The following is a 5833-nucleotide window of genomic DNA, read 5'->3' as shown; positions in this document are numbered from 1 at the left end:
CGTCCGTGACTGTACGGCCGGGACGGCCGGACAGTGGGCGCCCGGGGCAGCCAGCGAAACGGGATGGGCCCTCGTGGGGAGCGTCATGCCCGGTCAGGGTCGGGCGGACGGGCCCGAGCGTGTCCGGGGCATCACGCGATCCGCGGCATGGTCGGGCGATCGCCTCACGCTGATGGTGATCGTCAACTATGACCGGAAGATGACAAACACCAGCCCGGTTGGGACATTCCGCGCCGGCAGCCGTTGTCGTTCCTTACCGTCGGACTAGACAGCCACCACAGGCGAATCGTTCGATCGGGAGGGACAGCCATGAAGGTCCTCCAAGGCACGACCTCCCACCCTGGACCTGGTCGTCGTCCTGCAGCGGTGCGCGTGGCCGCTACAAGGCTGTCCGCTGTGGCCCTGCTGACAGTCGCACTGTTGGGACTGGGCATGGTGAGGAGTGGTGGCGCCGCAGCAGGGCCCGCGTTGGTGCCCGCTCACAACAAGAACTCGCTGATCGACCTGGCAGTCTCTTCGATCCCGGACGGGGTGAGGGTGCAGGCCGAAGTCCGGTATGACGATGGCGACCCGGTCGTCGACGAGGACGTGCTCGGCGTCCTTCGGGACGGCTCCTCGGGAGCGACCTCCCAGCTCAAGTTCGGGTCGGGCGGGACCGCGGGACAGTACGTCACCGACGTTCCGCTGGAGGCGGGGGAGTGGGACCTCGAGGTCGACGCCGTGACGTACACGCGCGGGGTGCGCACCGTCCACTTCACTTTGAGCAACTCCGGCGAGGTGTCGAAGATGACCGTCGTCGCGGCGCTGCCCAACAACATCGAGCGGCCCACCACGGCCAGGAGCCGCATCGGGATGATCCTGGTGTGGACCGTTGTCGTGGCTTTCGGGGTGCTCATCGCCTTCGTCGTGGTCGAGCTCCGGCGGCGCTCAAAGACGGCCGATGTCTGAGCCGGCCCCGTCGCAAGGTGGCGTCTTCGAGGCGTTCGCAACTTTCTCTCGAACCATCCGTCTACGTTCTTGGTGTCGTGCGCCCGCGCGACCCAGCCCACGCTCAGGAAAGGTCAACATGCCGATCAACCGTCCGTCGAGTGCCTCGTTGGCCGCCATCACATCTCTGGCGGTCGCCTTCGCGCTCGGCTCGTGCTCCACGGCCTCCCCATCGGCTGGGGCGGCGACAACGGCCCCGAGCTCGACGAACGCCGCCAGCTCAACCATGGCAGGCGCCACGACAAGCATGACGAGCACGACGGCGTCGGGTCGGACGGTGGATGTCACGGTCACGGGCAGCACGATCACGCCGGCGCCGGCCACGATCCCTCTGAAGGTGGGCGAAACGATCAACGTCACGGTGACCAGCGACCACGACGACGAGGTTCACGCGCACGGGTTCGAGGTCGAGAAGGAGATCAAGGCCGGCGTCCCCGTCACCCTGCAGCTGACGGGCGACGTTCCCGGCGTGTACGAGGTCGAGATGCATCACCCGGCCCTGACGCTGCTTCAGATCGCGGTCAGCTGACGCCGTGACGGGTCTGGCCCTTTCGTCTCATCCACTGCTGACGGGCGCGCCGTCGCTCATCCCAGCCCACGGGGTGGGCAGCCGCAAGGACCTGCCGCTCCCGTTCACGTACCTGCTCGTCGGCGCCGCGGTCGTGCTGGTCCTCTCGTTCATCGCCTTGGTCGTGTTCTGGCGTGAGCCTCACGTGCGGGACCACCACGGCGTGCTCCTGCCTCGTCTCGTGGCAGCCTTCCTCGACTCGAGGGTCGTCCGGGCGGCCGCCGCCGCAGTGTCGCTGCTGCTGTTCGCAGTGACGGTGGTGGCGTTGGCCTTCGGCGCGGACGATGCCACCAACCCGGCCCCGTACCTGGTCTTCGTCTGGCTGTGGGTCGGGGTCCTGGCCCTGTCGCTCCTGTTCGGGCCGGTGTGGGTCGTGCTGAACCCGATCCGCTGGATCCACCTGGGCGTATGCCGTCTGGCCCGGGTGGACCCGGACACCGCCATCCTGCGCTACCGCCTGGGCTACTGGCCCGCGGCGCTCGGGCTGTTCGCGTTCACCTGGCTCGAGCTCGTCGCCCCGGACCGCACCTCGCAGGCCGTGCTCGGCTCGGCCGTCGTGCTCTTCGTGGTCATGGATCTGCTCGGGGCGTTCCTGTTCGGGCGGACCTGGTTCCGGTGGGCCGACCCGTTCGAGGTGCTGTCGCGGCTCTACGGGGCGCTGAGCCTGCTGGGACACCGACCCGACCGGCGCTGGGTGCTGCGCAGCCCGCTGGCCGGTCTCGAGCAGGTCCCGGTCCGACCCGGCCTGCTGGGCGCCGTCGCCGTGCTGCTCGGCAGCACCGCCTACGACGGGTTCTCCGCCAACCCGGCCTGGTTCAGCTTCTCCCAGGCATCGCCGGTTCCGGTGCTGACCCAGACCGCCGGCCTGGTCGCCATGATCGCGTTCGTGATCGCCACCGTCTCGCTCGCGGGTTGGGCCGGTGCGGTGCTGTCGGGCACCGACGCACGAGGCATGGCGACCGTGTTCGCCCCGTCGCTGGTGCCGATCGCCGCCGGGTATGCCGTCGCGCATTACTGGTCCCTCGGCGTCTACGCCGGGCAGTAYACCCTCACGCTGCTCACCGACCCGCTCGGCACGGGCGGCGACTACCTCGGCACCCGACACCTGACGCCCGGAACTGCGCTCATCGCGCCCACCCTGGTGGCCACGATCCAGGCTGCCGTGATCGTGCTGGGCCACGTCGTGGGCATCGTGCACGCTCACGAGCGAGCGGTCTCGCGCTTCGACCGTCGCGGTGCGCTGCTCGGGCAGCTCCCCATGCTCGCCCTGATGGTTGTCTACACGTGCGGAGGGCTACTGCTCTTGTTCTCCAGCTGACGTGCCGTTTCCCAACAGGGTCACCGCCCAGGGCGGCTTGTGGCGACTAGAGCGCCTACCGCTCATCGGCACGACCGATCGCCGGCATGGACGGACGTCCCGTCCTCCGAGCGGCTGATGTTGGGACGAGCGTAGCCGTCCTCAGCCCGGCAGTTTTGGATGTTCGGCCGTGCTTCAACTCCGGACATCTGGCTGTCGTCCTGAGAGCCTGATTTGCCTCTCGATCGTCGTCGATAGTCGACCTGATGCAGCCCTGCCGGGTACCCCGCTGTTCGTGGTGCGCCTCAGGGAACCAGCGGTCCTCTTCCGGGGGCCGGGGTCAGGCCATTCCGAGCAGGAGGTGGCGGCAGCAACCTCTGGCTGGGCGTCCGGTCGCCTAACCTGACAAGGTGGCGCGCACGGCTGCGAACAGAGCGGTCCCGGACGGGGACACGTGGGTGCGGTCCGCGCTCGCGCAGCTCGGCCGGGTCTCCGGGGTGCACCGGGTGGGGCTGGCACTGGCGGAAGGCGGGGGTAGACGGCTGCTGTTCAGCGCCAGCGATCGCGACAACGATCTCGCTCTCGACTGGTGCGAGGTCGATGCCTACGAGGACGTACCTCTGAACCATTCGGTGCGCACCGGGGAGCCGGTGGTGGGTTCGCTGAACGACCTGGCCAGTCTCTATCCCGCGTTCATCGCCCGCCAGCCGACGACCACGTGCGCACTGGCTTGCGTCCCGATCACCATGGCCGACCAGGTGCACGGCGGGTACGCGCTGTTCTACGACACGCTTCAGCGGTTCGACCACCGACAGTTGGCGAACCTCAAGGAGATCGGGGAGCGGCTGGGTGCGGGGCTGCGCCGTGTCCAGCGCGCCACCACCTACGCCAGCCGGTCCCTGGCGGACGAGCCGGTGCCGGACGCCGCCCTGGCCGCCACGTACTCCGTCGCGGCTGACCCAAGGGCAGTGGCGCCCGCGCGCCACTTTGCGAGGAGCGTCCTCGCGACCTGGGGCATCGACCAAGACACCATTGACACCGCGATCTTGTGCCTGAGCGAGCTCGTCACCAATGCCGTGATCCACACCGAAGCCGGCTGCCAGCTGAGGGTCGTTCTCGACCGAGGCGTGCTGACCGCGACGGTCCGCGACGGCGGTTCGAGGCTCGTAGTCGACCTCAGCCGTGTCCCGTTGGAACCGCTCGCGGTTCACGGCCGAGGGCTGCAGATCGTCAGCGCCCTGTCGAGCAGGTGGGGCTCGGAGCTCGACGCAGTTGGCATGACGGTGTGGTTCGTCCTCGAACCAGCGTGAGAACCCGAGCCGTGGAAGCCGTAGAGGCTGCAGCTCGGCGACGCGCCCTTTTCTACGTCCTGGAAGTGCTTACACCTGCATTTCCCGGGCTGCCCGGTGGGCCCGCAGGCGGCCACTCGCCGCTTGCTGCACGTCAGTAGTCCAGCCCGGCGAGGGGCACCAGCAGCGGGGCCAGGCTCGCCTGTCTCGCGGCTTCGCGGGAGCACCGGGGTGACCTCGGCGTTGAACCGGTCCACGCCCTCGGCGATCCCCAGCAGCATCATGTGCAGCGAGGTGACCAGGGCGGCCCACTTCAGCAACACGCCTGCTCCGAGTGCCTCCCGCATCAGGACCACCTGGCGGAACCCGGCCCGGTGGCCCTGCCACGTGCCGCACCCCACCATCCGCACGCCGGCCGCGGCCAGCTGCCGGCAGGTCGTCAGGATCTGCTCGTCGGCCAGGCCAGCAGTGTCCAGATGGACCCGTAACCGGAACCCGTGGTTGTCCTGCATCTTCAGCAGGCGCTCGACCAGACCCAAGAACGATGGCTCCGCGCCTGCGGCCAGCCGGGCCGCCGAGGCAATCACGCCCAACTCGGTGGCGCCCGAGTCGGCGAGGATCTGGGCTTCCTCGACGTAGGCGGCCTCGTTGACCGGCGCGCTGCGTGGATCGGAGAAACCGATCGCGGTGACCACGGGCACGCCGGTCCCGGCCAGGTGAGCGGCCGCGACGCCGACGTGCTCCGTCCGGCAGGTGACGGCCGCGAGGTGGTGATCCACCGCGAGCTGACAGCCGGCTTTCAGCTCGGGGATACCGATGCCGGGTAGGTGCAGCCGGTGGTCCAACCTGCCCGCCACCTGCGCGAGGGTCAGTTGCTGCCGCCCGCGGTCGTCCAACGACGCCCACGGAAGCGTTTCGTCATCAGTCATCTTGTCCGCCCTGTCCAGCCAAGAAGGTGCCATCTGACACGGCCGCGAAGCCGCCGCGCCCAGTTTTACCGAAGCACCACATTTCGGGGCAAGCCATACCCAACCCCACGCAGTTCAAGCAGTCGGCAGGCGCCCCGTGGACGCTTCTCTGCCGAGGCGACGTCACAGGCTGACCGCCCCGTAACGCGTCGGGAATCCGCGTCGTTACCCGCACGAGTCGCGCACCGCGCCATGGCGTCTCACCCCGCGCGGCAGCCGGGACTCCCGCCTGTCAGGCATCGCTCCGCTGAGCCGACAGGCCGGCGCTGCCGACGCGACTCCCCCCAGGCGTCGGCAGCGCCCCTCCGCCGGCGTTCCAACGGGCCTCGGACCAACGCGTCGAAATCGCCAACGCACGACCATCGGCAGGGGTGGCACCGTCCGGCTCTCGGCAGGAGGGCAACCGTCCGACTCTCGGCATGTGGGTGAAACTTCGACCGCAGTCTCTCGACGCAGCGGGCGCTCCGATGTCTCAGGCCGTGGTCTCATTTGCAGTCTCATTCGCGCTCGTTCAGCGTGCGTCGGGGCGGTACGTCCCTGGAACCCCTGAGCACGCGGCCACCCAAAAGAACCCCGGCGAACGGTGGGTCCCAGAGCTCGAAAGCGTGTGTGGGGGTAACTCCACCGTGGGTTCAAATCCCACCGCCACCGCCAGTCACCTGCAGAAACGCCGGTTCGAGCCTCAGGGTTCGGACTGGCGTTTCTCGTCGTGGTCTCATTTGTT

The 5833-nt window shown here is 68.8% G+C and carries 5 protein-coding genes; 4 read left to right on the top strand and 1 reads right to left on the bottom strand.

Annotated features, from left to right (window positions below):
* Positions 1-366 precede the first annotated feature (366 nt).
* The 4 genes from AB4Z14_RS21960 to AB4Z14_RS21945 all read left to right on the top strand — a co-directional run bounded on the left by AB4Z14_RS21960 (position 367) and on the right by AB4Z14_RS21945 (position 4162).
* Positions 367-948, top strand: a complete 582-nt coding sequence (locus AB4Z14_RS21960) for a hypothetical protein (protein ID WP_442277098.1) — start codon at positions 367-369, stop codon at positions 946-948.
* A gap of 286 nt (positions 949-1234) precedes the next feature.
* Complete coding sequence (locus AB4Z14_RS21955; protein ID WP_442277097.1) at positions 1235-1516, top strand: hypothetical protein; 282 nt, start codon at positions 1235-1237, stop codon at positions 1514-1516.
* Positions 1517-1589: 73 nt separating this feature from the next.
* On the top strand, positions 1590-2873 hold the full coding sequence (locus AB4Z14_RS21950) for a hypothetical protein (RefSeq protein WP_442277096.1): 1284 nt from the start codon (positions 1590-1592) through the stop codon (positions 2871-2873).
* Positions 2874-3262: 389 nt separating this feature from the next.
* Positions 3263-4162 carry an ATP-binding protein gene (locus AB4Z14_RS21945; RefSeq protein ID WP_442277095.1) on the top strand — a complete coding sequence of 300 codons (900 nt, stop codon included), beginning with the start codon at positions 3263-3265 and terminating at the stop codon, positions 4160-4162.
* Here AB4Z14_RS21945 and AB4Z14_RS21940 read toward each other — a convergent pair.
* Complete coding sequence (locus tag AB4Z14_RS21940; RefSeq protein WP_442277094.1) at positions 4060-5070, bottom strand: hypothetical protein; 1011 nt, start codon at positions 5068-5070, stop codon at positions 4060-4062. The genes AB4Z14_RS21945 and AB4Z14_RS21940 overlap by 103 nt on opposite strands.
* Positions 5071-5833 lie beyond the last annotated feature (763 nt).

Source organism: Terrabacter sp. 2TAF16, from assembly GCF_052115065.1.
Taxonomy (GTDB): Bacteria; Actinomycetota; Actinomycetes; order Actinomycetales; family Dermatophilaceae; genus Terrabacter.
Note: the sequence above shows the minus strand (reverse complement) of the source record. Positions and strands in the feature narration are given on the sequence as shown.